Here is a 25545-nt window from a genome sequence, read left to right as displayed (position 1 = left end):
TCGGCTGCCGGTTTTTGTGTTGGTTCGGCCGCCGGTTTGTGGGTGGTCTTCTGCTACTGAACTGGTTCCGGGGTTGTTGCCCGTACGCCCAGTAGTTCTTCTATTGCCGCCACTGCCAGCGTTGCCGCGTTTCCTTCGCCGTACGGGTTTCCCACGTGGGCTGGGCGCTCCTCGCCGCTCAGCAGCCTTGCTGCCAGGTCCACTATTCGCGCGGTGTCGGTTCCTGCCAGCCATGCGCAGCCCGCCTCCACCACCTCTGCGCGCTCCGTCACCTCCCTCAGGACCACCACCGGTGTTCCGAACGTCGGTGCTTCCTCCTGGATGCCGCCCGAATCCGTCAGCACCAGCGCCGCCAGGCGCAGGGCCCTCACCAGGTCCGGGTACTCCAGCGGGTCCGTCACCGTCACCCTGGGCAGGCCACTCAGCGCCGCCTCCACCTGGGCGCGGACCTGCGGGTTCGGGTGCGCCGGGAACAGCACTTGCACGTCCGGGTGCTCGGCCACGATCAGTTGCACCGCCGCCAGTGTTCGCTCCAGCGGCTCGCCCCAGGACTCTCGGCGGTGGGACGTCACCAGCACCAGCCGCTCGCCCGCCTCGGCCAGCTCCATCTCCAGCAGCGCCAACGCCGTGTCGCGGGCCGGGACGTCGCGGGCCGCTATCTCCAGCACCGCGTCGACCACCGTGTTGCCCGTGACCGCGATTCGTTGCCTTGCCACGCCTTCCTCGCGCAACGCCGCCGCCGCTCCGAGGGTCGGGGCCAGGTGCAGGGCCGCTATGCGGGACACCATCTGCCTCGCGCCCTCCTCCGGGAACGGTGCCGCGAGGTCGTGGGTGCGCAGCCCGGCCTCCAGGTGGACCACCGGGATGCCCAGCCAGAACGCGGCCAGCGCGCCCGCGAGCGTCGTCGTCGTGTCGCCCTGGACGACCAGTGCCGCCGGTGCGGTGCGGCGCAGCACGTCGTCGAGGGCCGGGAGCAGGCCCGCCACCAGCTCGGCCTGGCCGCCGGTCACGCGCGGGGGTACGGCGAGCCATTCGTCCACCGTCAGCCCGAACGGCTCCAGCGCCTGCTCGACCATGCCCGGGTGCTGGCCGCTGTGGACCACGACCGGGCGCAGCACCCGGTGCGCCGCCAGCGCCAGGGCCAGCGGCGCGAGCTTGACGGCCTCCGGCCGCGTCCCGGCCAGCAACATCACGTCCACCCCGTGCCGCCCCTTCTCCACATCGTCCAGTCTCCGGCAAATTCCCGGCAATGGGTGCCGCCGGCGGGGGCCGCCGGCGTGCGAGGGGCACACGCCGGCGGCCCGCTTCTCATTCCCGCGCCCGGGAAAGACGGCGGTTGCGGCGGTGAACGGCGATCAGCGCGACGGCCCCGAGCAGGACCAGGAGCACGCCCAGCGCGAGCCACCACCCGATGTCGGCACCGGTGGCGGCGAGGGTGCCCACCCCGCCACCGGCCACGCCGACCCCGGCGCCCGGCATCCTGTACATCCGGACCTCACTCAGGCTCGAGCGGAACGGCGGCGGGAGATGCGGGTGCCGACCGGCACCGCGATGGCGCCGAGCAGGCCGAGCCCGATCCACAGCCCGGGGCCGGACGCCAGCGGCATCGGCGGTGCGGCCGGGCCGCAGGTCGCCGACGACACGATCACGTCACCCGAGCCGAGCGCCTGCAGCCCTTCGCCGAGCAGCTTCACGTGGACGGCGTTGACCGTGAGGCTGCCGTCGGCGTTCTTGATCTGCTCGTTCAGGGTGATCGTCGCGACGTTGAGCGCGCCGAGGCCGACCTTGATCTGTGTGTTCGCCGCCGGGGTGGCATCGACCGCGCCGACGCTGCCGAGGTCGGCGCCGACCAGTTTCGTGCTGCCTTCGACGCCCTTCTGGGTCGCGGTGCAGACGGCCTCGACGAGCTTGATGCCGACGTTGCCGAGCGCCGCCTTCAGCAGCGGCAGCCCGACGTCGGCGGTGCTCGCCTTCGCCGTCACCGCACCGGAGTTCTCGTCGCGCTTGGCTTCGGTGTTGATCGCGCCGGCGGTGAGGATGCCCTTCAGGTCGACCTTCGCCAGGCTGCTGCTGGTCGGCCCCGCGGTGTTCGCGGCCGCGAACGGGCCCGCCTTCACCGCGTCCTGGCCGAGCAGCTTGACGTCGACCTTGACGCCGTACGCGGACCCGTCGCCGGGGGCCGCCGAGGCGGGGGCCGCGCCGGCGAGCACGACGCTCGCCACGACCGCGGCGAGCAGTCCGCCGCGGCGCACGAGGGAGCTCTTCATCAAGTGGTCCTCCGAATTCGCTGGATTGATCGGGGGTGCGTGACGGCGGCGCGGATCGAACCGGCTTGCCTCGACTCGGCACGCGGATCGACTATCGCGAAGACCGGCCGGAATAGCACACAAAATTTCCCGAATCACCGGATCGGGTAAGGCTGGACGTCGTTTTCGCTGGTCATTTCGACATCACTCGGATGGCGTAACAAGTTCGCCACAGGTCCAGCCGATTGGGGCGGCTTTTCCACCCCTCCGAGTGGAAAGGCGTGGCACACATGTCCTACGCTCGCCCGGGGTCCGCAGCTTGGTCGGAAAATCGACACCGAGAGGAACGTCGTGGCGGTAGCGAGCGCTCCGAACTCAGGGATGACACGGTTTCCGCTGGTAGTGGCGCTGAGTGCGCTGGCCGCCGCGGGGGTCGTGGTGGTGCTGGCCGAGCGGTTCTACCGCGAGCTGGAAGTGCGTCTCGCCGGCGCGATCCTCGATCTGTTCACTACATCGGGTGTCTATGTGGCACCCGATCGGGAGTCCGTTTACTTTGGGTTGACCAGTGCTACTCCGTTCGGGTTGAGAATGACGCCGGAATGCTCTTCGGCGTTCCTTTTGCTCCCGCTGCTCGTTGTGACGATGGCCATGGTGTACTTCCGCCCGTCGAATGCGCGGCGGTTGTTCTTTTCGCTCGGCATTTCGGCGGTCGTCGTCGTGCTGGTGAACCAGCTGCGCATTCTGACGATCGTCGGGCTCGTGCACTCCCTCGGTACCGACGAGGGCTACTACTGGGGTCACACGCTGCTCGGTTCGATGGTGAGCGTGTTCGGCGGCGCCGTCTCGATCGTCCTGTTCGTCTGGCTGGCCACCCGGAAGAAGAAGGCATGAGCGTCAAGGTCCTGCTGGCCATCACGCAGGCGTTCGCGCTGACGATGAGCGTGGCGTTCCTCGTCTACGTCGTGGTGATCGTGGTGCCGTACCTGCGCCGCAAACCCGGCCCGGTCGGCGATCCGGCGGACTTCACGTGGCACTTCTTCGTGCCGTGCCGCGACGAGCAGGCGGTGATCCGCGAGACCATCCGCTACCTGCGGACCACGTTCCGCCGGGCGCACGTCTGGGTCGTCGACGACGACTCGGAGGACCGCACCGCCCGCGTCGTCCGGATGCTCTGGCGGCGGCACGGCGGCTACGACCCGTACCTGCACCTGGTGCCGCGCGTGCGCCCCGAGGCCCGCACCGGCAAGGGGGACGCGCTGAACGCGGCCTACCGCGCTCTCGACGACTGGATGGGCCCGGACGCGCGCCGCGACGACGTCGTCGTGGTGGTCGTCGACGCCGACGGCCGCCCGGCGCCGAACTGCCTCGAGGTCTGCGCGGCGGACCACCTCTTCGGCGACCCGGAGGTCGGTGCGGTCCAGCTCGACGTGTGGATGGGCAACGCGGGCACGCCACCGCCGAGCCGCCACCCCCTCGGCCGCTGGTTCGGCCGCAAGCTCGCCCAGCTGCAGGACCTGGAGTTCCGCACGGCGATCGCGGCGATCCAGACGTCCCGCGGGTTCACCGGCACGATCTCCATGGGCGGCAACGGCCAGTTCACCCGCCTCACCGCGCTGGACTCGATCGCGGGCGACGCCGAAGAGCCGTGGCGCGGCTCGCTGCTGGAGGACTTCGAGCTCGGCGTCCACCTGCTCACCGCGGGCTGGCGCACCGCGTTCACCCCGGATTCCCACGTGTCGCAGGAAGGTCTGTACAGCCTGCGCCGGTTCCTCGTGCAGCGCACGCGGTGGGGCCAGGGCACCATGCAGTGCGCCCGGTACCTCCGGCGGATCTGGGATTCCCCGCACGTCAGCACGCTCGGCGCGGCGGAGATGATGTACTACCTGGCCCAGCCGTGGCTGCAGCTGCTCGGCTCGCTGCTCTACCCGATCCCGTTCATCCTGCTGGTGATCGGCACGACGGGCGACCCGGCGCAGATGTGGACGTGGTTCACCGGCGGCGCCTGGATCCTCTTCGCCATCTACGGCTCGTTCGGGCTGCTGCCGTTCCTCGTCTGGGGCCCGATCTACCAGCTGAAGTGCTTGCGCAGCAGGAACATCCTGCGCGGGCTGGGCATGGGCTTCGCCTACGCGCTGTACATCTACACGTTCTACGTGACGTCGTGGCGCGCGCTGTTCCGGCTGGTCCGCGGGCGCAACGGCTGGGCGAAGACGCGCCGCAACACCGAGCAGGCGGCCGGGGTGAAGGTCGCGCTCGACGCGTGAGCGCGACCTCCACCGCCGCGGGTCAGAACGCCGGGACGATCCGGACGTCGTCGGCCTTGACGAAGGCGATCCGGTGCCCGAACTGGATCTGGACGTACTTGAGCTTGCCCTTCACCACCACGTGGTCGGCCGGGTCGAAGGTGGTCGCCCAGTAGTACTCCGAGCCGACCGTGCCGCCCGAGGAGTACTTCTGACCGGCGGCGAGGGTGTACGGCAGCGGCGTGATGGCCTGCACGGTCACGCCGGCCGGGTAGGCCTCCGGCTCGGGGTAGGCGCGGCCGTACACCGGCACGGTCGCCAGGCCGGGCTTCGGCGTCGCGACCCAGCCGATCGCGGGCTTCGCCACCCGGGCACCGCGCGGGTTGTGGAACCAGCCCTTCTGGCCGAGGTACCAGATCGCCGTCCAGTCCCCGCGCACCTCGGCGACGGCGTACCGCTGCCCGGTCGCGGCCCGGCTGCCGACGTCCGAAACGTCCATCGTGGACGGTGAGCCGTCGGTGTGCAGGCCGATGTCCTTCAGCAGCGGCGAAGCCTCACTCGGCTCCGAGTGCAGCACGACGGCTTCCGAGCCGCGCGGGGCGCACGGCGTCCCTGGGCTGTCGCAGCCGGTGAACGCGGGCTGGTTCTTCGCGAAGTCCGGGTCGATGGTGACCAGCGACGAGCCGGGCAGGCCGAACCCGCCGAGCGGCGCGCCCAGCAGGTCGAAGTAGTGCGACCAGTCCCAGTAGGGCCCGGGTCCCAGTGCATGCCCTTGATGGTCGACGGGACGGTGCCCGGCACGTTGTCGTGGCCGATGATGTGCGCGCGGTCGAGCGGGATGTCGTACTTGCGCGCGAGGTAGCCGACGAGCTTCGCGCTCGAGCGGTACATGGCTTCGGTGTACCAGGTGCCCTTCGCGGCGAAGCCCTCGTGCTCGATGCCGACGGACTTCGCGTTGACGTACCAGTTGCCGGCGTGCCAGGCGACGTCCTTGGTCGGCACGTGCTGCGCGATCAGGCCGTCGTTGGAGCGGATCGTGTAGTGCCAGCTGACGTACGTCGGGTCCTGGGCGAGCTTGAGGACGCTGTCCCAGTAGCCCTCGGTGTCGTGGATGACGATGTGGTCGATCTTCTGGCTGTCCGGCCGGTCGGCCAGGTCGTGGTTGCCGTAGTCGTCGTTCGGCAGCTCCTGGTAGGGGGCCGGGACCGACTCGCACGTCACCCGGCGCGGGCATTCGACGCCCGGCGGGTTCGTCTCGGGGTGCTGGGGGACGACCAGGTCCGGGGTGGCGGCGAGGGTGACCTGCTGGCCGTCGTCGGTGGTCCGGGCGGTGCCGGTCTTGATCGTGTCGAAGACCTCGTCGGCGAAGGTCCGTGCCGCGTCTCCGGTGGACCCGCTGTACTTCGCGACGGCGTCGTACCAGTCGTGGCCGGTGTGGTACTTCGCCAGGAGTGCGGCACCGCCGCGGATGTTCTGGGCCGGGTCGGTGCGCAGCGTCCGCGCGTCGGTCTCGAGGAGCTGGGCGGCCTCGTCGACGGTCTGCAGCGCGGGCGGCGGCACGTCGGGGCCGGCCTGCGGGTGCCGGGCCGGGCGGGCGTCGTCGCCGCGGGGGTCCTCGGTGCCTTCGTCGTGGTGGGTGCCCGTGACACCGGCTTCGCGCAGGTCGGTGAGGTGCATCGGCCCGTAGCCCGCCGACGTGCTCGGCGTGCCGGCGTTGCTGTCCCAGCGCGACTCCAGGTAGGAGACGCCGAGGAGGACGTTCTCCGGGACGCCGAACTCGGCCGCGGCGGCGGCGAAGTCGCGTTGGCGCTGGCCGGTGGGGTCGGCGTGGGCCGGGGCTGCGGCCAGGCCGCTGAGCAGGGCGACGGCGGCCGCGACGGCCGCGGTTCTCGGGATCGGGTGGGACATGGGCGATGAACCCCCAGGGTGCGGGTACCAGAGGTGAGAACCTAACCAGAAACTCACGCCGGAGGTAAGCGGCCGACGGGTGATGGCGGGTCGCGGGTGATGGCCCGCCGGGCGTCCGCCGCGGAGCCGGCGCAGGCTGAAAGAAGCCGGTCAGGCCCGCTGTCCCACGTCGGGTGGACCCTCCTTGCACGACTGGCACTCACGTGGCTAGAGTGCTAATCGCACGGCCCGAACAGCCCCGGCACCCGCGACGGCGGGGGTGGTAGAGCCGTAACCACATCCTGCCAACGCTTTCGACGACCGTGGAGGTCAACCCGGTGAGCGTGAACATCAAGCCGCTCGAGGACAAGATCGTCGTCCAGACGAGCGAGGCCGAGGAGACGACCGCTTCCGGCCTCGTCATCCCCGACACCGCCAAGGAGAAGCCCCAGGAGGGCAAGGTTCTGGCCGTGGGCCCGGGCCGGATCGACGACAAGGGCAACCGCGTCCCGCTCGACGTGAACGTCGGCGACGTCGTCATCTACTCCAAGTACGGCGGCACCGAAGTCAAGTACAACGGCGAGGACTACCTCATCCTCTCCGCCCGCGACGTGCTGGCCGTCATCAACTGACGTCCGCTCCCAGCGCATGACGCCCCGGGCCCCGCACAAGCCGGGGGACGGGGCGTTCTTGCGTTCAAAGACACCGAAAGGTAAGCGGAACACGCTATGCCCAAGCAGATCAGTTTCGACGAGGACGCTCGTCGCGCGCTGGAGCGCGGGGTGAACAAGCTCGCCGACGCCGTCAAGGTCACCCTCGGCCCGCGCGGCCGCCACGTCGTGCTCGACAAGAAGTTCGGCGGCCCGACCATCACCCTCGACGGTGTCACCGTCGCCCGTGAGATCGAGCTCGACGACCCGTTCGAGAACCTCGGCGCGCAGCTCGCCAAGAGCGTCGCCACCAAGACCAACGACGTCGCGGGCGACGGCACCACCACCGCGACCGTGCTCGCGCAGTCGCTGGTGAAGGTCGGCCTGCGCAACGTCGCGGCCGGCGCGAACCCGACCTCGATCGGCCGCGGCATCGAGGCCGCCGCGGAGAAGGTCATCGAGGTCCTCAAGGCCAAGGCCACCCCGGTCAAGGGCCGCGAGAACATCGCCCAGGTCGGCACCGTGACCTCCCGCGACGCCAACATCGGCGCCCTGCTCGGCGAAGCCGTCGAGAAGGTCGGCGAGGACGGCGTCATCACCATCGAGGAGTCGTCGACCCTGGCGACCGAGCTGGTGATCACCGAGGGCGTCCAGTTCGACAAGGGCTTCCTCTCGGCGCACTTCGCGACCAACCCGGAGGAGCAGAAGGCGATCCTCGAGGACGCCTACGTGCTGCTGCACCGCGAGAAGATCTCGGCGCTGGCCGACCTGCTGCCGGTGCTGGAGAAGGTCGTCGAGGCCAAGAAGCCGCTGCTGATCATCGCCGAGGACGTCGACGGCGAGGCGCTGTCCACCCTCGTGGTGAACTCGCTGCGCAAGACGATCACCGCCGTCGCGGTCAAGGCGCCGTTCTTCGGCGACCGCCGCAAGGCGTTCCTGGACGACCTCGCGGTCGTCACCGGCGGCGAGGTGATCTCCGCGGAGATCGGCCGCAAGCTGTCCGACGTCGACCTCGGCGCGCTGGGCAAGGCCCGCCGGATCGTCGTCACCAAGGACGACACCACGATCGTCGACGGTGCCGGCTCCAAGGACGCCATCGCCGGGCGGGTCGCGCAGATCCGCAAGGAGATCGAGACGACCGACTCCGACTGGGACCGCGAGAAGCTGCAGGAGCGGCTCGCGAAGCTCGGCGGCGGCGTCGCGGTCATCAAGGTCGGCGCGGCCACCGAGACCGAGCTGAACGAGCGCAAGCACCGCATCGAGGACGCCGTGGCTTCGACCAAGGCGGCCGTCGAGGAGGGCATCCTGCCCGGCGGCGGTTCGGCGCTGGTCCACGCGGTCAAGGAGCTCGAGGGCGGCCTTGGCCTCACCGGTGACGAAGCCACCGGCGTCCGGATCGTGAAGGACGCGCTGACGGCGCCGCTGTTCTGGATCGCGACCAACGCGGGCCACGAGGGCGCGGTCATCGTCAACAAGGTGCAGGAGCAGGGCTGGGGCCAGGGCTTCAACGCCGCCACCGGCGAGCTGACCGACCTGCTGGCCGCCGGCATCGTCGACCCGGTCAAGGTGACCCGGTCCGCGGTGGCGAACGCTGCTTCGATCGCGCGGCTCGTGCTGACGACCGAGTCGTCGGTCGTCGAGAAGCCGGCCGAGGAAGAGCCCGCCGCGGCGGGCCACGGCCACTCGCACTGACGCCGTTCCACGGGAACGGGGCGGTACCTCTCGCGAGGTGCCGCCCCGTTTTCGTCTGCCACGCTGACCGGCATGACGACACCAGCGTGGGACGAGGTGGCCGCCGCGATCGCCGCGGCGCCCTACCCGGTGACCGTGCTCGAAACCGACGGCGGCCGCGCGGCCCACTGCCTGCGTGAACTGCGGATCACGACAACGTCGTGGCTGGGCGCCGTCGTCGGCCACACCGGCGGCCTGCTGGTCGACCACGGGTGGCTGCGGGTACTCGGCAGCGGTGCGGGCGCGCTGCCCGGCATCCTCGAGCGCGCCGAACCCGGGTCCGGCATCCTGCCGGTGGCTTACGACGTCCTCGGCGGCTCCTACGTCTGGGCCGCGAACCCGGAGGGCCGGCCGACCGTCCACTACTTCGGGCCGGACGTCCTCGAATGGCAGGACCTCGGCCAGGGCTACGCCGCCTGGCTGCACGCGGTGCTGGCCGGCTCGCTCGACCGGTTCTACGAAACCTTGCGCTGGCCCGGCTGGCCGGACGAGGTCGGCGCGGTCGCCGCCGACCAGGGCATCCACACCTTCCCGCCACCGTGGACAGTCGAAGGCAAGGACCTTGCGACGGTGTCTCGGGCCGTCGTCCCGCTGCCGGAGCTGGTCTCCGTGCACCAGCACGCCGCCCGGCAGCTCTGACCCCTGGACGGCACGGAGGGCGGCACCCCACCCGGTGCCGCCCTCCGATGTCTGTGTTGTGTCCAGCCCGTGGCGCGCTCAGCCGCCGGACATGCTGAGCGCGCGTTTGTCCGACTTGATGATGTGTTCCCGCTCGGACTCCGAGAGCCCGCCCCAGATGCCGTACGGCTCGTGCACGGCCAGCGCGTGGCTGCGGCACATCTCGAGAACCGGGCAGCTCAGGCAGACGGCCTTCGCTCTGGCTTCCCGCCGTGCCCGCGCCGGGCCGCGCTCGCCGTCCGGGTGAAAGAAGGACGCGCTGTCCATCCCCCGGCACGACCCTTCGAGCTGCCAGTCCCACATGTCGGCGTTGGGTCCTGGGAGCCTGCGCGTGTCTGCCATCCTGACCGCCTCCGTCATTCGGTCGATGCCGCTAGCTGCTCTGCTGTGGAGTCGATACTCCATTCGGTGCAACGGCGGTAACGTTAGAAGCGCGCCAATAGTTGTTCAAGCGATTCGGTTCGATTCAGCCGTTAGGCATCCCCCGGATGTGTGAGCAGGGCTTTCGCCTCCGGTTGCCGACGGCGCTGGGTGCCTGGATATTGAGGCTCGTGGGAGCTGGGTCGGGCACCGAAGAACCCACCCTGCCGGTGGCCTCGGTCGCCCGCCGGCTCGGGGTCGCGCCGTCCACCCTCCGAACCTGGGACCGCCGCTACGGACTGGGGCCCAGCCGCCACACGGACGGCCGCCACCGCCGCTACGGCACCTCCGACATCGGCCGCCTCGAACTGATGCAGCGTGCGTTGCTGAGCGGCGCGTCGACGGCCGAGGCGGCGCGCTACGCCCTGGAGCAGATCCCGCGTTCCGGGCCGCCCCAGCCGGAGGAGCCCGCCTCGCCGTCGGAGTCCGCGGTCGGGGACGACGGTCACGAGGTCCGCTCCCGCCTGGCCCGCCGCCTGAGCACGGCGGCACTGGCGATGGACGTCGGCGCGGTCCAGCGGATGCTCGCCGACACCATCGCCGAGCTGGGGGTGCTCCCGGCGTGGACGGGCGTGATCGAGCCGGTCCTGTCGGCGCTCGGAGCCCGGTGGCGCGGCGCGAGCGCGGGGGCGGAGGTGGAGTACTTGCTCGCGGAGTGCGTGTTCGCGGCACTGGTCCGCGCGACCCCGGTGCTCGACGAGCCCCGCAACACCCGCCCGGTCCTCCTCGGCTGCGTCCCGGACGAGCGCGACTCGATGCCGATGTACGCGCTGGCGGCCTCCCTGGCCGGCCGGCGCATCGGCGCGCAGCTGTTCGGGGTGCCGCTGCCGGCGGAGGTGCTGGCGGTGGCGGTCCGCCGCAGCGCACCGGCGGCGGTGGTGCTGTGGGCCAACGGCCGCGGGGTGGCGGACGCACGGCTGTTCGCGAGGGTCTCGCGGGGGAGGCAGCGCAGCCGGTTGTTCGCGTGCGGCCCGGGCTGGGACGCGGGGTCGCTGCCGGACAAGGTGGAGCTGCTCACGGACCTGCCGGCCGCGGCGGACCGCATCGAGCACGTCCTGGTCGGCGCCCGGCGGTAGTCGCTGGGGCGGTGGTGGTGGTTCGCGGTGGCCGGTGGCCCGGCGGTGGTGGTTCGCGGTGGCCGGTGGCCCGGCGGTGGTGGTTCGCGGTGGCCGGTGACCCGGCGGTAAGCAGCGGCCCGGCGGTTGTCCACATCGCAGCCGGGCTGTGGACAGCTTCGGCGCCGGCCCCGCGATCCGCCGGTTTTGTCGGAACCGGCCGATAGACTGGACCGGGGTCAGCCCCCAGGGATGGGTGGGGCACGACTGTCCGGGCCCTGGCGGCACTTCGATCATGTTTTTGTCGGTGTAAACCGCTAGAAAGGACGGGTGCACGAACCCGCCCTGAGGGCCGCCGCGTTCGGGAGTGGCCCGCTGCCCGGTCCCGCGGTCGCGCGCGGCTCCGGCCGCCCGCGGGAACGGCTGCTCGCCGCCGTCGTCCTCGGCGCGCAAGGCCGCTACGCCGCCGCGGCCACGCTCCTGGACTCCCTCCGGCGCGGGCGCGACCCGGTGACCGCCTCCCTCGCCGCGAGCACCCTCGCCTCCCACCGGCGGCAGCTGGGCGGGCACCGCCGCGCCCGCGCCCTCGACGGCGAGGCCTTCGCCAAGGTCGCCCACCTGGCCACCAAGCCCGACCCCGACGGCCCCGAGCCGGAGGCGGCCACTCCCCGCCCGCGGACCGCCGCCGGCCGCGAGCCGGTTGCATCCAGTGCGGAAGCAGCCGCGACCGGCCGTGACCCCGACGGTCTCGACGCCCCCGGCGCCCTGGCTGACGCCCTCCTCGGCCTCGCTGCCGACAACCTCGCCCTCGGCCGCCTCACCGCCGCCCGTCGCCTCGCCGAACGGGCCGCCGCCGCCGACCACGGCTGGCGGGCCACCGTGCGTCGCGGCTGGGTGGGCGCCGAAATCGAACTCGCCGCAGGTCAGGGCGCCGCCGCCGTGCCGCACGCCCGGGTCGCTTTCGAAACCGCGCGCGCCCGGGGTGCCCGGCGGCACACCGTGAAATCCGGGATTGTGCTGGCCGTCGCGCTGAGCGCGGCCGGGGATCCCGATCACCGGAAGATTTCGGACGAGCTTGTCGGAAATGCAATGGCCACCGCGGAGGAATGCGAACTCCTTTCACTTTCGTGGCCGGCGGCGCTCGTCGCGGCCGACCTGCGCCCAGGACACGCCGAGGAGTATCGATTCAGAGTGGCGCAGGTGTTGCACGCAGTGTTACGAAGCGCAGATCCTTGCGGGAGGAGGGTTGCGGGGGAATCACCATGGGTCCCCGTCCCGGGTGGTTGAGCCGTCGGAATGGGGTGTTCCGGCATCCGGGCTAAGAAAGTTCAAAAAAAGCCACCGGATCGTGTCAAGGTTCGGGCTAAAGCGTCCGATAGGGGAAGTGGAATGTCACCCGGCTGCAGGAAGGAAACCCCGTGACGACGGTCTTGATCTGCGACGACCGACGCAGTGTCCGCGAAGGGCTCACCCGAGTGATGTCCGCGGTCCCTGGGGTCAGTCGCATCGACTGCGTAGCGCACGGTGACGAGCTGCTGGCCCGGTACTCCCGTCAGCCCGTCGACGTCGTGCTGGTCGGGACGCAGCGCGCGGTCCCGACGGGTGTCGAAGCCACCCGGCGGCTCGTCTCGGCCAACCCCCAGGCGAACGTCATCGTCTTCGGCGCCCCGGACGACGCGGGCAGCATCGCCGCCGCGATCGCCGGCGGTGCCCGCGGCTACCTCCGCTGGGACGCGTCCCGGCCGGAGCTGGTCGCCGCGCTGGCCCACACCCTGGCGAGCACCTCGGTGCCCGCGCCCCGTCAGCCGTCCGACCCGGGCGTCCAGCTGACCGAGCGCGAGCTTCAGGTGCTCCGCGGGATGAGCCAGGGCAAGAGCAACGGCCAGATCGGCCGCGAGCTCTACCTGTCCGAGGACACGGTCAAGACGCACGCCCGGCGCCTGTTCCGCAAGCTCGGCGTGCGCGACCGCGCGCAGGCCGTCGCGCACGGCTTCCGCCGCGGCCTGGTCAGCTGACCTGCCGCTCTCCCCGTTCCTGACACGGCCGGTTCCCAGGTGACGACGGGCCAGGGCGTTCCGCCCTGGCCCGCACCCGTGTGGTCCCCATCACGGTCCGGCGTTCGACGTGGCGGATCCCCGCCTCACCACCCCGCCCCTCCGGCGGATCTCGTACCCGCAACCGGGCTCGCTCGTTGAAACGGCGACCCGGACCGCGGGTCTGCAGAGTGAACCGTATTTTCGCGGCCCCCGCCGCCGCGGCGCGCCCGGGTGCACCGCGCGCGCCGGTCCGGTGGGAGCCGACGGTACGGTAACGGTCACCGGTGCGCGGTGGAGGCGACCACGGGCCGGGTTCTCTGCACACCTACACGTAACACTGGGACTGTTGTCTGCGATGGCCAATGTGGGGGATGGACTGGATGAGCCGGTCGCCGCTGCTGTCGAGGGAGATCCCCAGGCAGTGGAGCGGCTGCTGGCGGCTATCCGTCCACTGGTAGTGCGGTATTGCCGCGCCCGGGTTGGCAGGCAGGAGCGATCGTTCGCTTCGGCGGACGACGTTGCGCAGGAGGTGTGTCTCGCGGTGCTAACGGCATTGCCCTCGTACCGCGATCAAGGCCGCCCTTTTCTGGCCTTCGTCTACGGGATCGCCCAGCACAAGGTCGCCGACGCGCACCGCGCGGCGGCGCGCAACCGAGCCGAACCGGTGGCCGAGATCCCCGACGAGGTCGAGGGCGGGGTCGGTCCCGAGCAGCGGGCGCTGCAAGGTGAGCTGAACGAGCGGATGTCCCAGTTGTTGCAGGTGCTGCCGGACAAGCAGCGGGAGATCGTGGTGCTGCGCGTGGTCGTCGGCCTGTCGGCGGAGGAGACCGCGGATGCGGTCGGCTCCACCCCCGGCGCCGTCCGCGTCGCCCAGCACCGCGCCCTCGCGCGGCTGAGAAAGGTCCTGGCCGCGGAGGAGGTGATCTGAGTGACCGGTCACGAGAGATTCGATCCGGACGACGTCTTCGGCAGTGGCCTGACGGCGTCGGAGGCGGAGTTCGCCGCCGACCTGTCGGCCGTCCAAGCCGATGACGCGCTGCTCGACGCGCTGGGCGGATCCGACCCGGCACTGGCCGACGGTCTCGGCGACCAGGAGCTCAACGCGTTGCTGGTGGCGTGGCGAAGAGACATCGACAGCGAGCCGCTGGCCGAGCTCGTCGACGTCGACACCGCCGTGCGCACCGTCAGTACCGCCGCCATGGCCAAGCGGCACGCTTCGAGCGGACGCCGCCGCAGGCTGCTCGTCCCGGTCGCCGTCGCCGCCGCCGTGCTGGCGATCGCGTTCACCGGCACCGGGCTGGCCGCGCGCTCCGCGCAGCCCGGCGACACGCTGTGGGGCCTCGCGAAGGTCCTGTACGCCGACCACACCCGTTCCGTCGAGGCGGCCGCCACGGCGAAGCTCGACCTCGAAAAAGCCAACCTCGCCATCGCCGGCGGCAACCTCGACGCCGCCCGCCAGGCCCTCCAGGACGCCCAGGCCGCCCTGTCGCAGGTGACCGACGAGGAGAACCGCGACCAGCTGATGGAGCAGCACCGGCAGCTCGCCGCGCAGCTGCAGAACCCGGAGGCACCGGTACAGGGCCCGATCCAGACCTCGGTTCCGACGCCGTCGCCGGGCGCCCCGTCGAGCCAGGTGCCGCCGGCCGGTTCGGCGTCGTCGCTCCCGGGCAGCGGCAGCGGCACCACGAGCCTGCCGGGCAGCGCGAGCGCGACCCCGACGCCCCCGCCGCCGACCACCACGCCGCCCCCGACCACGAGCCCGGCACCGCCGACCACCACCGGCGCCACCGGGAACGAGCCGGGCACGCCGCGCAGCGAGTCCTCGGGTGGCCAGTCGCAGGGCGTCGGCGAGACGCCGTAGGACGGACAGCGAAAAGCCCTGGTGAGGAAACTCACCAGGGCTTTTCTTCGTCTTGTGGGGAGGCGCTCAGTAGGCGCTCTCGTTGGCCGTTACGCCGTCGGCGAACCCGCGGCAGTAGTCCCAGCTGACGTAGTCGCCGGGGTTCGGGTCGTAGGCGGGCTCGTGCGGCCGCATCCGGCCGTCGGCCAGCAGCTGCTCCAGGCTGGCGCGCAGCAGGTGCCAGTCGTGGTAGTGCGGTTCGTCGCACTCACCGCAGTCGACGACGATCCCGCGGACACCGCGGGGTTCGAGCAGGGCCTGGTAGACGGCCAGATCCGAGAGATCGGCCAGCAGTTCGGTGCGTTCGGAGTCGCTGATCGGCTCGTCCAGCCGGTCCTCGGGGTCTCCGAATGCGCGGGCCGGGTCGTCCGGGTCGTCCGCGAACGGGTCTGGAGGCAGGACATCGTGCGCCACGGCCTGCACGGTACCCGGCGGCCCCGCCGGCCCGCCCACCGCCCGGGGCGGGCGGCGAGCGGCGGATATCATGAGGGGAAGGCTCCGAGTCGCCGTTGATCGAACACAGCGACACGCTCATCCCGCGCCAGGAAGGCCCTTCACCCGCTATGACCAGCGACGGCATCTCCGCCCCCGTTCCGGCCAAGTTCGCCATGCTCGGCCTGACCTTCGACGACGTGCTGCTGCTGCCGGCCGAATCGGACGTCGTGCCGAGCACCGTCGACACGAGCTCCCGGCTGACCCGGAACATCACCCTCGGCATCCCGCTGGTGTCCGCGGCGATGGACACCGTCACCGAGGCGCGGATGGCCATCGCGATGGCCCGCCAGGGCGGCATCGGCGTCCTCCAGCGCAACCTGCCGATCGACGAGCAGGCCGCCGCGGTCGAGGTCGTCAAGCGGTCCGAGGCCGGCATGGTCACCGACCCGGTCACCTGCTCGCCGGACGCGACGCTGGCCGAGGTCGACGCCCTGTGCGCGAAGTTCCGCATCTCCGGCGTGCCGGTGACCGACGCGGCCGGGACGCTGGTGGGCATCATCACCAACCGCGACATGCGGTTCGAGGTCGACCACAGCCGCCCGGTGTCCGAGGTGATGACGAAGGCGCCGCTGGTCACCGCCCAGGTCGGGGTGTCGGCGGACGCCGCGCTCGGCCTGCTGCGCCGGCACAAGATCGAAAAGCTGCCGATCGTCGACGGCGCGGGCAAGCTCCGCGGCCTGATCACGGTCAAGGACTTCGTGAAGACCGAGCAGTACCCGAAGGCGACGAAGGACCCGGACGGCCGGCTCATCGTCGGCGCCGCGGTCGGCGTCGGCGTCGACGGGCACAAGCGCGCGATGACGCTCGCCGAAGCCGGCGTCGACGTGCTGATGGTCGACACCGCGCACGGCCACTCCCGCTCGGTCGTCGAAACGGTCTCGCTGCTGAAGAAGGAGCTGGGCGAGTCGGTCGACATCGTCGGCGGCAACGTCGCGACCCGGGCCGGCGCGCAGGCGCTGGTCGACGCGGGCGCGGACGGCATCAAGGTCGGCGTCGGCCCCGGCTCCATCTGCACCACCCGGATCGTGGCGGGTGTCGGCGTCCCGCAGATCTCGGCCATCTACGAGGCCGACCAGGCCGCGCGCCCGGCAGGCATCCCAGTGATCGGCGACGGCGGCATCCAGTACTCGGGCGACATCGCGAAGGCCATCGCGGCCGGCGCGTCCACGGTGATGCTGGGCAGCCTGCTCGCCGGCACCGCCGAGTCGCCGGGCGACCTGATCCTGGTCAACGGCAAGCAGTTCAAGGTCTACCGCGGCATGGGCTCGCTGGGCGCGATGCAGTCCCGCGGCCAGGGCAAGTCCTACTCGAAGGACCGCTACGCCCAGGACGACGTGCTCAACGAGGACAAGCTGGTCCCCGAGGGCATCGAGGGCCGGATCCCGTTCCGCGGCCCGCTGGCCAACGTCGTCCACCAGCTGGTCGGCGGCCTGCGCGCGGGCATGGGGTACGCGGGTGCCGAGACGATCGCGCAGCTGCAGGAGGCGCAGCTGGTCCGGATCACCGCGGCCGGGCTCAAGGAGAGCCACCCGCACGACATCACGATGACCGTGGAAGCGCCCAACTACACGACCCGCTAGGTCTTGGGGGAAGCGCCCACTGTGACACCCACCTGCTGAGACAGCCCGATCGGACATTCCGCCGGCCCTCCTCGATCGCGAAACTGGGTTTCCAGCGATCGAGGAGGGCAGCGGAATGGCGGTTTCGCGACGGGTGGTGGCGGTGGCGGCCGCGTCGGCGGTTCTGGGGCTCGGCGGCGGCGTAGCGGCGTCGGCGGCTCCGAGCACCGCGCAGACGGTCCAGGTGTCGTCTCCCGGGGAGATCTGGAAGCGCACCGAGCTGTTCTTCGGCACCGCCAAGCCGGACGGCACCGAGGTGACCGACAAGGAGTTCGCGGAGTTCTCCGACCGCGAGATCACCCCGGCGTTCCCGGACGGCTTCACCCGCCTCGACGGCAGCGGCCAGTGGCGCGGCGGGTCGGGGACGATCGTGCGGGAGCACACGCACGTGATCGTGCTGCTCTACCCGTTCGCGAACCGGGACGCCGAACGGCAGATCGAAGAGGTCCGCGCCGACTACAAGAAGCAGTTCCGGCAGGAGTCGGTACTGCGTTCGGATTCCGTGGAGAAGGTCTCGTTCTGAGTTCCGGTGACCTAGCGTGCTTACGGTAATCGGCCTATCGCCTTGCGTGGCAGTCGTGGTGTGCACTAGGACACATGACGGTCCTGCGCAGAGGGTTCTTCACGGCCGTCGCCCTGGTGTCCCTCTTCCTCGGCGGCGTGGTGTGCCTGATGTGCCAGGTCCTGGCCGGGCGCGACGCGCCGACCTACCGCGTCGAGGGGCACGTGGTGTCCCACACGCGCGGCGAGCTCCCGGTGGGCGGCTACCAGGACGCGGAGAGCCACACCGTCGAGGTCGACGCCGCGGGCGGCCGGAACTACCGCGTCACGGCGGTGGATTCCGGCCTTGACCTCCCGGTCGGCCAGCCGGTGACGCTCGACGTCTCGACGGCTGACGGCAGCATCGCCTACCTGCGCGCGGGCGGCAGCGTGGTCGACCTGCGCCCGGGCGTGGTCCGCCCGGTCCTGCTGATCGTCGCCAGCCTGCTGGCGCTCGGCGCGGTGTACTTCGGCGCGGTCCGGCTCAACGTGTACCCGCCGGTGGCGACTTGGCTGGCCCTCGCGCTGGGCGCGCTGCTGGCGCCGGTCGCGGTGTTCGTGCGGGTGTAGCCGTGGACAGGGGACTGCCGGCCGCGCTGTGCGGGCTGGCCGCCGGGGCCGTGCTGACCACCGCGACGTGCTGGCTGCTCGAGGCGGCCGGGCCGGTCGAGCGCGAAGAGGCTGTCGTGGTGGCGCGGCACCGGGCGCCGCCGGGTGAGCCGGCCGCCTACCGCCTCGTCCTGCGGACGGCATCCGGCGAGCGCCTCGAGGCCTCGGGCCACGACAAGAACTTCGACCTGCGGCCGGCGCAGCCGGTCCTGCTGGAAATCTCCGAAGTCGGGCGGGCGGTGCGGGCGATCGAGGTCGACCGGCACCGCGTGCCGGTCGACGCCGAGGTCCTCCGGATCCTCCTGGCCGCGCTGTTCGGGGCCGGGCTGCTGGCCGGTGCGCTGGTCCTCGTCGCCGACAGCGGCCGTCGAGTGGTCGCGGCGGTGAGCACGGCGGTGGCCCTGGGGGCGGGCGCACTGCCCGTGTTGCTGCTGTTGTAACCCCCGTGCGCGGGTCACCCACGCGGCCTAGCGACAATGGGGCACGGCAGATTGTCGTCGGCGGAGGAGGCTTCACGTGCGGGACCTGGTCGAGATCGGGATGGGCCGCACCGCGCGGCGGGCGTATGACCTCGACGACGTCGAGATCGTGCCGTCGCGGCGGACTCGCTCGTCCTCGGTGGTGTCCACCTCCTGGCAGATCGACGCCTACCGCTTCGACCTGCCGCTCGTCACGCACCCGACCGACGCGATCGTCTCGCCCGGCACCGCGGTCGCCGTCGGCGAGCTCGGCGGCCTGGGCGTGCTCAACGCCGAGGGTCTCTGGGCGCGGCACGCGAACGTCGAGGACGCCATCTTCCAGCTGGTCCGCGCGGCCGAGGACCTCGAGGACCCGACCGCGGTCGGCCGCGTGCTGCAGGAGCTGCACGCCGCGCCGATCCGGCTCGACCTGCTCACCGAGGCGATCAAGACGGTCCGCGAGTCCGGCGTCACGGTGGCCGCGCGCGTCAGCCCGCAGCACGCCGCCGAGCTGACCCCGGACCTGATCGCGGCCGGCGTCGAGATCCTGGTCGTGCAGGGCACGATCATCTCCGCCGAGCACGTCCAGCGCGACGCCGAGCCGCTGAACCTCAAGGAGTTCATCGGCCGCCTCGACGTGCCGGTCATCGCCGGCGGCGTCAGCGACTACCGCACCGCGATGCACCTCATGCGCACCGGTGCGGCCGGTGTCATCGTCGGCCACGGCTACACGCCGGGCGTGACGAGCACCGACCGCGTGCTCGGCATCGGCGTCCCGATGGCCACCGCGATCATCGACGCCGCGGCCGCCCGCCGCGACTACCTCGACGAGACCGGCGGCCGGTACGTGCACGTGCTCGCCGACGGCGGCATGACGGTGTCGGGCGACATCGCCAAGGCCATCGCGTGCGGCGCGGACGCCGTCATGCTCGGTTCACCGCTGGCCGCCGCCTCCGACGCGCCCGGGCAGGGCCTGTACTGGACGGCGGCCGCGGCGCACCCGTCCCTGCCGCGCTCCCGCGTGGCGGCGGGCCCCGACTACGCCGTGGACCTCAAGACCCTGCTGTTCGGGCCGTCGTCCGACGCGGAAGGCGTGGTGAACCTGTTCGGGGCGCTCCGCCGCGCGATGGCGAAGACGGGTTACTCGGACCTCAAGGAGTTCCAGCGGGTGGGCCTCACCGTCCGGCGGTGAGGTGGCGGAGGAACGCGGCGAAGGCGGCCGTGGAGTAGACGAGGACCGGCCGGGGCACCGCCTGTTTGGTGTCCCGGACCCCGACCACGCCGGGACCGCCGCCGATCTCGACGCAGGCGTTCTCTTCGAAGTGGCTGTGGCTCGACTTGCGCCAACCGGTGAGCGTTCGTGGGCTCATCTGGTGACTCCCGCCCTTGTGCCCCGACCGGCGGTGATTCGCCGACGTGGACATCGACCACCATTGAGATTACCCACTGTTGTCGTCCGACAACCATAACCGGCGAGTAACTTACCTCTGGTCAGAACGCGGAGCCGGAGTTACGCTCCAGGTGTGACTGCCAGTAACACCACCACCAGTGCGGGTGGCCCCGACTACGACGTCGTCGTGGTGGGGTCGGGGTTCGGCGGCAGCGTCGCGGCGCTGCGGCTCACCGAAAAGGGCTACCGGGTAGCCGTCGTCGAGGCGGGCCGGCGGTTCGCCGACGACGAGTTCGCGAAGACCTCGTGGGACCTCAAGCGCTACCTGTGGGCGCCGCAGGTCGGCTGCTACGGGATCCAGCGCATCCACATGCTCAACGACGTGATGGTGCTGGCCGGCGCCGGCGTCGGCGGTGGTTCGCTGGTCTACGCGAACACGCTGTACCGGCCGCTCAAGCCGTTCTACCGCGACCGGCAGTGGGCGCACATCACCGACTGGGAGGCCGAGCTCGCCCCGCACTACGACCAGGCGAGCCGGATGCTGGGCGTGGTCACGAACCCGACGATCACACCGTCGGACGTCGTGATGCGCGAGGTCGCGAAGGACATGGGGGTCGCGGATTCGTTCCACCCGACGCCGGTCGGGGTGTACTTCGGCAAGCCGGGGGAGCGGGTCGCGGACCCGTACTTCGGCGGCGCCGGCCCCCAGCGCGTGGGCTGCACCGAGTGCGGCTCGTGCATGACCGGCTGCCGCGTCGGGGCGAAGAACACGCTGGTCAAGAACTACCTGTACCTGGCGGAGCAGGACGGCGCCCACGTCATCCCGCTGACCACGGTGACTTCGGTGCGGCCGATCGACGGCGGTTACGAGGTCTCGTTGAAGAAGACGGGGACGACGTCCCGCCGCTTCCGGACGACGATCACGGCCGAGAAGGTGGTCTTCGCCGCGGGGACGTGGGGCACCCAGAACCTGCTGCACAAGCTGAAGGACACGGGCACGCTGCCGCGGTTGTCCCGCAGGCTCGGCGAGCTCACCCGCACGAACTCCGAGGCGATCATCGGCGCGGCCCGGACCGAGGTCGACGAGAGCCGGAACTTCAGCCGCGGCGTCGCGATCACGTCGTCGATCCACCCGGACGAGAACACCCACATCGAGCCGGTGCGCTACGGCAAGGGCAGCAACGCGATGAGCCTGCTGCAGACGATCGCGACCGACGGCGCCTCGCCGGTGCCGCGCTGGCGGCAGGCGGTCACGTTCATGCTCAAGCACCCGGTGCAGGCGGCGAAGCTGCTCAACGGCTACCGCTGGAGCGAGCGCACGGTGATCCTGCTCGTGATGCAGAGCCTGGACAACTCGATCACGACGTACACCCGCCGCGGGCTGTTCGGACGCCGCAAGTACACGTCGAAGCAGGGCCACGGAGAGCCGAACCCGAGCTTCATCCCGGCCGGCCACGAGGCGAACGAGCGCACGGCCGACCACATCGGCGGCATCGCGGGCGGAACGTGGGGCGAGATCTTCGACATCCCCCTGACGGCCCACTTCATCGGCGGCGTCCCGATCGGCGCCACGGCGGAGGAGGGCGTGATCGACCCGTACCACCGCGTGTTCGGCTACCCGGGTTTGTCGGTGGTGGACGGCGCGGCGATCACGGCCAACCTGGGCGTGAACCCATCGCTGACGATCACGGCCCAGGCGGAGCGCGCGTTCTCCCTCTGGCCGAACAAGGGCGAGGAGGACCTGCGGCCTTCGCAGGACGCGCCTTACGTGCGGTTGGAGCCGATCGCACCGAAGAACCCGGCGGTCCCCGCGGACGCCCCGGCGGCCTTGCGACGGTCCTAGACTCAGCGCCGTGACGGCATCCGAGAAGGCACACGCTCTGCTCGCAGGCATCCGCAAGCTCGACGACGAATGGGCCCGGGTCATCGGCGGCCTCGGCGAGCCCGAGCTGCGCGCTCCCAGCGCGTTGCCCGGCTGGTCGCGGGCCCACGTCCTCGCGCACCTCGCGCGCAACGCCGATGGCCTCCAGAACCTCCTCACCTGGGCGAACACCGGCGTCGAGACCCCGATGTACCCGAGTCCCGAAGCCCGCGACAAGGACATCGAAACCAGCTCCCAGCAGGCCGCCGGTGAGTTGCTCGCCGACTTCGTCGCCTCGGCCGGGCGGTTCGAGCAGTACGCCGCCTCGATGCCGGATGACGCCTGGGCGCGCGAAGCCCGGAACCGGCAGGGTGCTCCCGTCACCGGGACCGTCGTCGCGCGGATGCGGCTGTCCGAACTCACCATCCACCTCGCCGACCTCGATCGCGGTTACGACCTCGACCGGGTGCTCGGGCTGCTCGGCCCGCTCACCGAGGACGTCGTGCAGCACGCCATCACCTCGCGCGGGGCGCACCTGCCCGCCCTCCACCTGGCCGCCGACGGGTTCACCTGGACCATGGGCGCCACCCCGAAGGCGACCGTGCGCGGGTCGGCCGGGGCGCTGCTGGCCTGGCTCAGCGGGCGCTCGGACGGCGCCGCCCTCGATGGGGCCGTGCCGCGGATCCCGGCCTGGGCGTGATCGGTCCGCTCCACCCGGTGACCTCCTTGCGCCCGCTCTACACTGGGCCTCCCCGGCACCGAGGAGTCCGCTGTGGACAGTGAGCACGACCAGGGGCGGCCCGGCGTCGGCCGGAGGGCGTTCCTGCGCATCGCGGGCGTCTCGGCCGCCGGCGCCGTCGCCGCCGCGTGCGGCCCGGAGAAGCCCGCGGCCCCGGTCGCCTCGACCGCCCCGGCGCCCGCGACCTCCACGCCGCCGGCCAGCAGGCTGCCCACCGGCCCGCCGAACTGGGACGACCTGCGCAGCCAGCTGACCGGCAGCCTGCTGCGCCCGGGCACCGACGGCTACGACACCGCCAAGCACGGCTTCAACCAGCTCTTCGACGGCAACAACCCGGTCGCCGTCGCCACCGCGGCCACCGTCCAGGACGTCCAGGCTTGCGTCAAGGCGGCCGCCGGGCGCGTCACCATCGCCGCACGCAGCGGCGGCCACAGCTACGCCGGCTACTCGGTGCCCCAGGGCGGCCTGGTCGTCGACGTGGCCGCGCTGAACAAGATCGACGTCCAGGGCGGCAAGGCCGTGATCGGCGCCGGCGCGAAGCTGAAGGACGTCTACGCCGCCCTCGCGCGGGCCGGGCGCGCGCTGCCGGCCGGGTCCTGCCCGACGGTCGGGATCGCCGGCCTGACCCTCGGCGGCGGCATCGGCGTGCTCGCCCGCAAGTACGGCCTGACCTGCGACCACCTGAGTTCCGCCCAGGTCGTCGTGGCCGACGGCCGCACCGTCACCGCTTCCGCCGGCTCCGAACCGGACCTGTTCTGGGCTCTGCGCGGCGGGGGCGGCGGCAACTTCGGCATCGTCACCGAGTTCACCTTCGACACCGATCCGGCGCCGCCGCAGCTGACGGTGTTCTCGCTGCACTTCCCGGCCGGATCCGGCGCCGACGTGCTCGCCGCGTGGCAGCAGTGGGTCGCCGCGATGCCGCCGGAACTCTGGTCGAACCTGGTGCTCTCGGGTGGGTCGCCGGTGCAGTGCCGCGTCGGCGGCTGCTACGTCGGGGACACCGCCGGGCTGAACACGCTGCTCAACAACCTGACCACCAACGCGGGCGCCCGGCCGACCCAGCGCGTGGTGCGGACCCTGGACTACCTCGGCGCCATGAAGTACTTCGAGGGCAGCTCGAACCGCCAGTCGTTCGTCGCCTCCTCGCGGATGATCACCGCACCGGTCGACGCCGCGAAGTTCGCCGCGGTCGCCGAAGGCCGCGCGGGCACGGACCTGCTCGTCGACGGCCTCGGCGGCGCGGTGGCCGGCCCGGCCAAGGACGCCACCGCGTTCTGGCACCGCGACGCGCTGGCGAGTGTGCAGGTCTACGCGCCGGCGACGGCGAAGACCCGGGCGAAGGTCACGCAGTCGGTCGGCGAGGTCGTGGCCGGGCTCGCCGCCGCCGGCGCGGGCGGCGGGTACGTCAACTACATCGACCCGGCCCTGCCCGACTGGAAGACCGCCTACTACGGCGACAACGCCAAGCGGCTGCAGGACGTCGCGAAGAAGTACGACCCGCTCAACGTCTTCCGGTTCGGGCAGGGCGTCGTCAGCTAGAGGTCGATGCCGGTGAAGACGGTGACGCGCTCCTCGGTCAGGTCGTGCATCGCGGCGAGGACGCCTTCGCGGCCGACGCCGGAGCCCTTCACGCCGCCGTAGGGCATCTGGTCGGCGCGGTAGGACGGGACGTCACCGATGATCACGCCGCCGACCTCCAGTTCGGCCGACGCGTGGAACGCCAGCTGGACGTCGGTGGTGAAGACGCCCGCCTGCAGGCCGTACGCCGATTCGTTCACCGAGCGGAAGGCCGCGTCCACACCGTCCACAACGGACACCGCGAGCACCGGGCCGAAGATCTCCTCGCGCCACGCCTTCGTGTCCGGCGGGACGTCGGTGAGCAGCGTCGGGGCGACCGTCGCGCCGTCGCGGGTGCCGCCGGTGAGCACCTTCGCGCCCGCGGCGACGGCTTCGTCGATCCACGCCACGATCCGCTCGGCGGCGGCTTCGTCGACCACCGGGCCGACGTCGGTGTTGCGGTCGTAGGGGTCGCCGGTCCGCTGCGCCTCGACGGCTTCCACCAGTGCGGGCACGAACTCCTCGGCCACGGCGGCGTCGACGATCACCCGCTGCACCGCGATGCAGGACTGGCCGGCCTGGTAGTTGCCGAAGGTGGCGATCCGGTGCGCGGCGCCTTCGGGATCGGGCCAGTCGCGCAGCACGACGGCGGCCGCGTTGCCGCCGAGCTCGAGCACGACGTGCTTGCGCGGCGCGGCGTCCTTCAGCGACCAGCCGACCGGGCCGGACCCCGTGAACGACACGACCGGCAGCCGCGGGTCGGCGACGAGTGCCTGCGTCTGTTCGTTTCCCAGTGGCAGCACGGAAAACGCGCCTTCCGGCAGGTCCGTCTCGGCCAGGAGCTCGCCGAGGATCAGCGCCGACAACGGCGTCCGCGGGGCCGGCTTGACGATGATCGGCGCCCCGATCGCCAGTGACGGCGCCACCTTGTGCGCCACCAGGTTGAGCGGGAAGTTGAACGGCGCGATGCCGAGCACCGGCCCGCGCGGGACGCGGCGGGTCAGCGCCAGCCGCGCCTCGCCCGCCGGGTCGGTGTCGAGCCGCTGGACGTCACCGGTGAAGCGGCGGGCCTCCTCGGCGGCGATCCGGAACACCGACACCGCGCGCTTGACCTCGGCTTCGGCCCACTTGAGCGGTTTGCCGTTCTCGGCGGTGATCACCTCGGCGATCTCGTCGGCGCGCGCGGCGAGCCCGCGGGAGACGTGCTCGAGCGCGCCCGCCCGGACGTGCGCCGGCGTGCCGCGGAGCTCGCGGGCGACCGACACCGCGGCCGCGACCGCGCGTTCGACCTGGTCCGGCCCGGGCACGGCGACCGTGGCGACCTCGCTGCCGTCGTACGGGTGGTGCACGACGAGGGTGGTGGCGCCCGCTTCGGGGCGGCCGGCGATCCAGGCCGGGCGCGGCTCGGGGGTGATCATGTCCATGCGTACC

The 25545-nt window shown here is 71.7% G+C and carries 25 protein-coding genes and 1 pseudogene; 18 read left to right on the top strand and 8 right to left on the bottom strand.

All coding sequences use genetic code 11. The annotated features are described in order from the left end of the window. Positions 1-53 precede the first annotated feature (53 nt). The 3 genes from wecB to HUT10_RS23595 form a co-directional block, all read right to left on the bottom strand. Positions 54-1199: a non-hydrolyzing UDP-N-acetylglucosamine 2-epimerase gene (gene wecB, locus HUT10_RS23605; protein WP_176177963.1), complete on the bottom strand. Its 1146-nt coding sequence runs from the start codon at positions 1197-1199 to the stop codon at positions 54-56. 109 nt (positions 1200-1308) lie between these two features. Beyond that, complete coding sequence (locus HUT10_RS23600) at positions 1309-1488, bottom strand: LPXTG cell wall anchor domain-containing protein (protein WP_176173228.1); 180 nt, start codon at positions 1486-1488, stop codon at positions 1309-1311. 11 nt (positions 1489-1499) lie between these two features. Then, positions 1500-2267 carry a choice-of-anchor P family protein gene (locus HUT10_RS23595; RefSeq protein ID WP_176173227.1) on the bottom strand — a complete coding sequence of 256 codons (768 nt, stop codon included), beginning with the start codon at positions 2265-2267 and terminating at the stop codon, positions 1500-1502. Between the two features lie 360 nt (positions 2268-2627). On the opposite strand from HUT10_RS23595, the gene xrtP reads away from it, so the two are divergent. Both xrtP and HUT10_RS23585 read left to right on the top strand, forming a co-directional pair. Next, the gene (gene xrtP / locus HUT10_RS23590) at positions 2628-3137 is read left to right on the top strand and encodes an exosortase P (RefSeq protein WP_176177962.1); all 510 of its coding nucleotides are present in this window, start codon (positions 2628-2630) and stop codon (positions 3135-3137) included. Beyond that, a complete protein-coding gene (locus HUT10_RS23585; protein ID WP_176173226.1) occupies positions 3134-4510 on the top strand; it encodes a glycosyltransferase family 2 protein in 1377 nt (458 codons plus the stop codon). The genes xrtP and HUT10_RS23585 overlap by 4 nt, the downstream gene beginning before the upstream one ends. Before the next feature lie 22 nt (positions 4511-4532). Here HUT10_RS23585 and HUT10_RS23580 read toward each other — a convergent pair. Then, a pseudogene (locus HUT10_RS23580) lies at positions 4533-6397 on the bottom strand (N-acetylmuramoyl-L-alanine amidase). 317 nt (positions 6398-6714) lie between these two features. On the opposite strand from HUT10_RS23580, the gene groES reads away from it, so the two are divergent. From groES to HUT10_RS23565, 3 genes are all read left to right on the top strand, one after another. Continuing rightward, entirely contained in the window at positions 6715-7008 is a 294-nt protein-coding gene (gene groES / locus HUT10_RS23575; RefSeq protein ID WP_004559922.1) for a co-chaperone GroES, read from the top strand. A gap of 96 nt (positions 7009-7104) precedes the next feature. Next, positions 7105-8718 (top strand): chaperonin GroEL, encoded by a 1614-nt coding sequence (gene groL, locus HUT10_RS23570; protein WP_176173225.1) that lies wholly within the window; start codon positions 7105-7107, stop codon positions 8716-8718. Positions 8719-8790: 72 nt separating this feature from the next. After that, a complete protein-coding gene (locus HUT10_RS23565; protein ID WP_176173224.1) occupies positions 8791-9396 on the top strand; it encodes a DUF2625 family protein in 606 nt (201 codons plus the stop codon). 78 nt (positions 9397-9474) lie between these two features. Here the strand turns inward: HUT10_RS23565 and HUT10_RS23560 are convergent, their stop codons facing one another. Beyond that, on the bottom strand, positions 9475-9777 hold the full coding sequence (locus tag HUT10_RS23560) for a WhiB family transcriptional regulator (RefSeq protein ID WP_033261506.1): 303 nt from the start codon (positions 9775-9777) through the stop codon (positions 9475-9477). A 209-nt stretch (positions 9778-9986) separates the two neighbouring features. Between HUT10_RS23560 and HUT10_RS23555 the strand changes: the two genes are divergently transcribed. From HUT10_RS23555 to HUT10_RS23535, 5 genes are all read left to right on the top strand, one after another. Next, positions 9987-10931, top strand: a complete 945-nt coding sequence (locus tag HUT10_RS23555) for a MerR family transcriptional regulator (protein ID WP_254897000.1) — start codon at positions 9987-9989, stop codon at positions 10929-10931. 309 nt (positions 10932-11240) lie between these two features. Beyond that, a complete protein-coding gene (locus HUT10_RS23550) occupies positions 11241-12197 on the top strand; it encodes a hypothetical protein (RefSeq protein WP_176173223.1) in 957 nt (318 codons plus the stop codon). A gap of 131 nt (positions 12198-12328) precedes the next feature. Then, positions 12329-12925 carry a response regulator transcription factor gene (locus HUT10_RS23545; protein ID WP_003073605.1) on the top strand — a complete coding sequence of 199 codons (597 nt, stop codon included), beginning with the start codon at positions 12329-12331 and terminating at the stop codon, positions 12923-12925. A 376-nt stretch (positions 12926-13301) separates the two neighbouring features. Beyond that, entirely contained in the window at positions 13302-13874 is a 573-nt protein-coding gene (locus tag HUT10_RS23540) for a sigma-70 family RNA polymerase sigma factor (protein WP_026468912.1), read from the top strand. Then, the gene (locus tag HUT10_RS23535) at positions 13875-14807 is read left to right on the top strand and encodes an anti-sigma-D factor RsdA (RefSeq protein WP_176173222.1); all 933 of its coding nucleotides are present in this window, start codon (positions 13875-13877) and stop codon (positions 14805-14807) included. A 66-nt stretch (positions 14808-14873) separates the two neighbouring features. Here the strand turns inward: HUT10_RS23535 and HUT10_RS23530 are convergent, their stop codons facing one another. Then, entirely contained in the window at positions 14874-15269 is a 396-nt protein-coding gene (locus tag HUT10_RS23530; protein WP_003073549.1) for a DUF5319 domain-containing protein, read from the bottom strand. Positions 15270-15409: 140 nt separating this feature from the next. On the opposite strand from HUT10_RS23530, the gene guaB reads away from it, so the two are divergent. The 5 genes from guaB to HUT10_RS23505 all read left to right on the top strand — a co-directional run bounded on the left by guaB (position 15410) and on the right by HUT10_RS23505 (position 19759). Beyond that, the gene (gene guaB, locus HUT10_RS23525) at positions 15410-16921 is read left to right on the top strand and encodes an IMP dehydrogenase (RefSeq protein ID WP_176173221.1); all 1512 of its coding nucleotides are present in this window, start codon (positions 15410-15412) and stop codon (positions 16919-16921) included. Positions 16922-17036: 115 nt separating this feature from the next. Then, complete coding sequence (locus tag HUT10_RS23520; protein ID WP_176173220.1) at positions 17037-17483, top strand: DUF3574 domain-containing protein; 447 nt, start codon at positions 17037-17039, stop codon at positions 17481-17483. A gap of 74 nt (positions 17484-17557) precedes the next feature. Then, positions 17558-18070 carry a hypothetical protein gene (locus tag HUT10_RS23515; protein ID WP_176173219.1) on the top strand — a complete coding sequence of 171 codons (513 nt, stop codon included), beginning with the start codon at positions 17558-17560 and terminating at the stop codon, positions 18068-18070. A 2-nt stretch (positions 18071-18072) separates the two neighbouring features. Further along, complete coding sequence (locus HUT10_RS23510) at positions 18073-18549, top strand: hypothetical protein (protein ID WP_176173218.1); 477 nt, start codon at positions 18073-18075, stop codon at positions 18547-18549. A gap of 76 nt (positions 18550-18625) precedes the next feature. Next, complete coding sequence (locus HUT10_RS23505) at positions 18626-19759, top strand: GuaB3 family IMP dehydrogenase-related protein (protein WP_013222686.1); 1134 nt, start codon at positions 18626-18628, stop codon at positions 19757-19759. On the opposite strand, the gene HUT10_RS23500 is transcribed toward HUT10_RS23505, so the two are convergent. After that, the gene (locus HUT10_RS23500; protein WP_176173217.1) at positions 19743-19937 is read right to left on the bottom strand and encodes a DUF397 domain-containing protein; all 195 of its coding nucleotides are present in this window, start codon (positions 19935-19937) and stop codon (positions 19743-19745) included. The two genes, HUT10_RS23505 and HUT10_RS23500, sit on opposite strands and share 17 nt — an antisense overlap. A 153-nt stretch (positions 19938-20090) precedes the next feature. On the opposite strand from HUT10_RS23500, the gene HUT10_RS23495 reads away from it, so the two are divergent. The 3 genes from HUT10_RS23495 (at position 20091) to HUT10_RS23485 (ending at position 24096) form a co-directional block, all read left to right on the top strand. Next, positions 20091-21800 (top strand): GMC family oxidoreductase, encoded by a 1710-nt coding sequence (locus tag HUT10_RS23495; protein ID WP_176173216.1) that lies wholly within the window; start codon positions 20091-20093, stop codon positions 21798-21800. Positions 21801-21810: 10 nt separating this feature from the next. After that, complete coding sequence (locus HUT10_RS23490) at positions 21811-22518, top strand: maleylpyruvate isomerase family mycothiol-dependent enzyme (protein ID WP_176173215.1); 708 nt, start codon at positions 21811-21813, stop codon at positions 22516-22518. Positions 22519-22590: 72 nt separating this feature from the next. Further along, the gene (locus HUT10_RS23485; protein ID WP_176173214.1) at positions 22591-24096 is read left to right on the top strand and encodes an FAD-binding oxidoreductase; all 1506 of its coding nucleotides are present in this window, start codon (positions 22591-22593) and stop codon (positions 24094-24096) included. On the opposite strand, the gene HUT10_RS23480 is transcribed toward HUT10_RS23485, so the two are convergent. Next, complete coding sequence (locus tag HUT10_RS23480; RefSeq protein ID WP_176173213.1) at positions 24093-25538, bottom strand: aldehyde dehydrogenase family protein; 1446 nt, start codon at positions 25536-25538, stop codon at positions 24093-24095. The two genes, HUT10_RS23485 and HUT10_RS23480, sit on opposite strands and share 4 nt — an antisense overlap. Positions 25539-25545: the final 7 nt, after the last annotated feature.

Source organism: Amycolatopsis sp. Hca4, from assembly GCF_013364075.1.
Taxonomy (GTDB): Bacteria; Actinomycetota; Actinomycetes; order Mycobacteriales; family Pseudonocardiaceae; genus Amycolatopsis.
This window is presented reverse-complemented; position numbering and strand designations above follow the sequence as displayed.